This is a genomic window from Kitasatospora sp. NPDC093558 (assembly GCF_040683475.1).
Lineage (GTDB): Bacteria > Actinomycetota > Actinomycetes > Streptomycetales > Streptomycetaceae > Kitasatospora.
Genome location: NZ_JBFBDY010000598.1, coordinates 1 through 3791 on the forward strand (window position 1 = coordinate 1; position 3791 = coordinate 3791).

The 3791-nt window shown below is 69.3% G+C and carries 4 protein-coding genes; all 4 read left to right on the forward strand.

Going from position 1 to position 3791, the window contains the following annotated elements; all coding sequences use genetic code 11:
• Positions 1 to 100 precede the first annotated feature (100 nt).
• The 4 genes from AB0O00_RS32210 to AB0O00_RS32225 all read left to right on the forward strand — a co-directional run bounded on the left by AB0O00_RS32210 (position 101) and on the right by AB0O00_RS32225 (position 3769).
• Entirely contained in the window at positions 101 to 697 is a 597-nt protein-coding gene (locus AB0O00_RS32210; RefSeq protein WP_363657809.1) for a hypothetical protein, read from the forward strand.
• Positions 698 to 1046: 349 nt separating this feature from the next.
• Positions 1047 to 1448, forward strand: a complete 402-nt coding sequence (locus tag AB0O00_RS32215) for a hypothetical protein (RefSeq protein WP_363657811.1) — start codon at positions 1047 to 1049, stop codon at positions 1446 to 1448.
• A gap of 3 nt (positions 1449 to 1451) precedes the next feature.
• Positions 1452 to 3209, forward strand: coding sequence for an alpha/beta hydrolase (locus AB0O00_RS32220; protein WP_363657813.1), 1758 nt, complete (start codon positions 1452 to 1454; stop codon positions 3207 to 3209).
• Positions 3210 to 3298: 89 nt separating this feature from the next.
• On the forward strand, positions 3299 to 3769 hold the full coding sequence (locus tag AB0O00_RS32225; RefSeq protein WP_363657815.1) for a hypothetical protein: 471 nt from the start codon (positions 3299 to 3301) through the stop codon (positions 3767 to 3769).
• Positions 3770 to 3791 lie beyond the last annotated feature (22 nt).

The following is a 3791-nucleotide window of genomic DNA, read 5'->3' on the forward strand; positions in this document are numbered from 1 at the left end:
CCCGGCGCCCGCGGCCCGCGATCATTACTCAGAGTTGCCAAAGGGCGCGGGCTTCCGGTATTCGTATGCGGCCATCCTCAATGTCCCCTTAAGGATTGACATGTCCATACCCCCCAATGAGGCCCCCCAGCAGCCCTACGGCGCGCCGCAGCAGCCGTACGGCTACCCGGCCCCGGTCCAGCCGACCGGCTCGAACGGCTTCGCGATCGCCGGTCTGATCCTGGCCTTCCTCGCCGCGCCGCTCGGCCTCGTCTTCAGCATCATCGGCCTGGTCAAGTCGAAGAGCGCCGGCAAGGGCAAGGTGCCCGCGATCATCGGCCTCATCGTCTCGGTGCTCTCGATGGCGGTGGGCATCGCGCTCTTCGCGATGATCGGTTCGAAGGTGGTCAAGGCCATCGACCCCGGGTGCACCAGCGCCACCAGCACGGTGACCACCTACTCGGACAAGATCTCCGCCGACGCGAGCAACCCGGACGCGCTGAAGGCCGACCTCAAGAACGCGACCGACCAGCTGAACGCCGCCGCGGCCAAGGCCGGCAACGCCGACGCCAAGAACGCGATCAGCGCGCTGGCCGGCGACTACCAGCAGCTGTACACCGCGGTCAGCACCGGCACCGCGCCGAGCGCCAACCTGCAGTCCAAGATCGACACCGACGCCAACAAGCTCGACACCGCCTGCGGCCACATCGGCAGCTGATTCCTGGAGTCCGCTGCGCCGGCAGCGTGGCCGGCATACGTTCCCCTCTCGGGGAGCGTATGCCGGGTCCGCCTCGGCGCCGGATCGGCCGACGAACTGCTCTGCATGCTGGATGTGTCGCCGGCCCTCCAGACCGAGCCCGGCCTTGACCCGGTCCATGAACGGACCTCGCCGGCCCGGCCGAATCGGTGCTGGGCAACGCCTTCGCGGAGGTGGGGCCGCTTCGGGTCCGTCTGGTTCCTGTTCGTCAGGATGCGTATTGGCAATCCGATAATATGCGTCGTTAGTTTTCGATCACCCCGGACCGGTCCGGCAACCGATCGGTCCGGGTCCGACGGGGGAACGAAGCATGGCGGGTCCTGACGCGGGCTTGGAGTTCAAGGTCAAGCCGGCCGAACTGGACGGCTGCGGGCAGAGCGCACAGCACATAGGCGGCCTCATACCGGGCGAGACATCGAAGATCACCGGTCCGTGCAGCCAGGCCGCCGGAGGGCTCAAGGGCTGGCTCACCGCCGGCGCCATCCAGAACTGCGGCGCCAACTGGAAGACCCTGCTGGACAAACTCGGCACCGACATGGGCGACGTCGGCACCAGGCTCGCCACCTCGGCCGCCTTCTACCGCCAGGCCGAGCAGAACGTCCACAACAGCATGCGGAACCCGGCCGCGCCCGCGCCGAACGAGCCGGACCCCTTCGACACCACGTTCGTCCCGGGCCCGGTGAAGCCGCGCAGCGCGAAGGCGGCCGAGTAACCGATGGACATCAAGACCCTCCACGACGCGGACGTCATCGGCATCACGACCGCGAAGACCGCCTTCGACACCCTGGCCACCGCCTTCGGCCAGCACGTCGAGAACTGGCAGCACGAGGTCGTCGACCGGCTGAGCCACTCCGAGTGGACCGGAGCCACCGCCGGCCACGCCAACACCCGGATCCAGACCCTGCACAGCGAACTCCAGGCCGCCCAGCAGGAGATCGGCTTGGTCAGCCGGGCCCTTCAGGACGCCTATGACAGCTTCGCCGCCGCCCAGGCGCACCTGATCAGCGCCCTCGACGACGCCAGGACCCACAAGCTGACCGTCGCCGCCGACGGCGGGATCACCTGGGACAAGGACCCCAACTCCCCCGACTTCGCGGGCACCGACGCCGAGAACCAGGCCACGCAGATCCAGAACCGGATCACCGCCGCCCTCAACGAGGCCGACCACGCCGACCAGACCATCAGCGCCCGGCTCGGCCACCTCGCCACCAACGCGAGCAACGGAACCGGCCTCGACTCCGCCACCGCGAAGGCCGACGCGGACGCCGCGAACGCGCTCCAGCAGATCCCCGCCGCAGGCACCGACCCGAACAGCGTCAAGGCCTGGTGGAACGGCCTGACCGATGCTCAGCAGCAGCGGATGATCCTCAACCACCCGGACCAGGTCGGCAACCTCGACGGCATCCCCGCCGCCGCCCGCGACCAGGCCAACCGGATCAACCTGAAGAACCTGATACAGGACCGCCAGCGCCAACTCGCGGGCCTCGGCCCCGAGCCGAGAAAGATGCTGAGCGTCGCCGAGACCAACGGCGGGCCAGTAGCGAACCCCGCCTACACGGAGTGGAAGCGCAAGCGCGACGCGCTGCAGGAAAAGCTCGCCGGCTTCCAGTCCATTCAAAACCGGTTCGACGGCAAGTTGGACGGTGGTGCGGGCGGGCCGAGCTCCGACCCGCCGCTGCTGTTGCTGGGGATCGGCGATCAGGGGCAGGGCCGCGCGATCGTGTCCTGGGGCGACCCGGACAAGGCGCGGAACGTCTCGTCGCTGGTGCCCGGGCTGAACAGCACCCTGGCCGGCGCCGGAGGGGGCGACACCATGACGGCGAAGCGCATCTACGATTCCGCAGTGAAGAGTGCGGTGGACAACCAGGAGACGCCGAGCGTCGCGTCCGTGTTCTGGCTGGGGTACGACGCGCCGCAGCTGGACGGCACCTCGGTGCTCACCAAGGGCCGGGCGGTCGAGGGCGGGGCCGCGTACAACGACTTCCTGGCCGGGCTCCGAGCCACCCACGAGGGGACGCCGGCGCACGTGACCGCGCAGGGGCACAGCTACGGGTCACTGGTCGTCGGGCAGGCGACCCAGCACCCCGGCGGTCTGGCCGCCGACGACATCGTCCTGGTGGGCAGCCCGGGTGTCGGGGTGGACAAGGCGTCACAGCTCGGGGTCGGTGCGGATCACGTGTACGTCGGCAGGGCCGACAACGACCCGGTGGCCAACGCGCCGAGCCCTGGGATGCTGGGTGGCCTGGGCGCCGCGATCTACGAGACATTCGCGCACCCGGACGCGTCCTGGCACGGCACGGACCCGGCGAGCCAGAGCTTCGGCGGGCAGCGCTTCTCGGTGGCGGACGGGACCATGACCGACTCCCACGACAACTACTTCGGGAAGCGCGGCAAGGGCGGCGACTCGCTCCCCAACATCGGGAAGATCGTGAGCGGCCACGGGAACACGATCACCAGGGAGGATCCGAGGTGAGGTCCGCGGTATGGCGCGTGGCCGTGCCAGGGGTACTGCTGGCGCTCCTGGTCGGCTGGTACGCCTGGCCGGAGCCCGAGGAACCCCCCATGCCGGTCGAGCAGGCGCAGCACCGGATCGAGGCCGAACTCGCCGATGTCGCCGGGGCCTTCCACCCAGGGCTCCAGTGGGCCGAGGCGAGGTACGAGGGCGACCCCGACCTGACGGGATTCTGCGGCACGTCCGGGTGCAAGAAGACGGGTCGGACGGAGATGATCGCCAAACAGGCGGCCCGAGTCCGGATCACCTCCAAGCGCTATCAAGAGCCGCTCGACGTCGTCCAGACGCTCTGGACGGGAAAGGGCTACTCGGTCGATCGCTACAAGGGCGCGGTGGAGGTGAAGGGCTCGGGGTTCACTCTCTGGTTCGCCGTGGGTGTGAACGGTTGCGCCGAGGTGCGGGCCACCCTGACCAATGTCACCGACACCAGCGATGACAAGGGGAACGGCGGGTTCGGCCGGGGACCGCTGGCCTACGCCGCCCAGTGCGCGACGGTCGACGACCCCTACTGGTCGCACTGACACCGCCGAGCCCGACCGGCCC

What these genes read in the sequence shown, in the direction of transcription:
- AB0O00_RS32210 (WP_363657809.1), top strand. Translation starts at nt 101, where the DNA reads ATGTCCATACCCCCCAATGAGGCCCCCCAGCAGCCCTACGGCGCGCCG.
- AB0O00_RS32215 (WP_363657811.1), top strand. Translation starts at nt 1,047, where the DNA reads ATGGCGGGTCCTGACGCGGGCTTGGAGTTCAAGGTCAAGCCGGCCGAA.
- AB0O00_RS32220 (WP_363657813.1), top strand. Translation starts at nt 1,452, where the DNA reads ATGGACATCAAGACCCTCCACGACGCGGACGTCATCGGCATCACGACC.
- AB0O00_RS32225 (WP_363657815.1), top strand. Translation starts at nt 3,299, where the DNA reads ATGCCGGTCGAGCAGGCGCAGCACCGGATCGAGGCCGAACTCGCCGAT.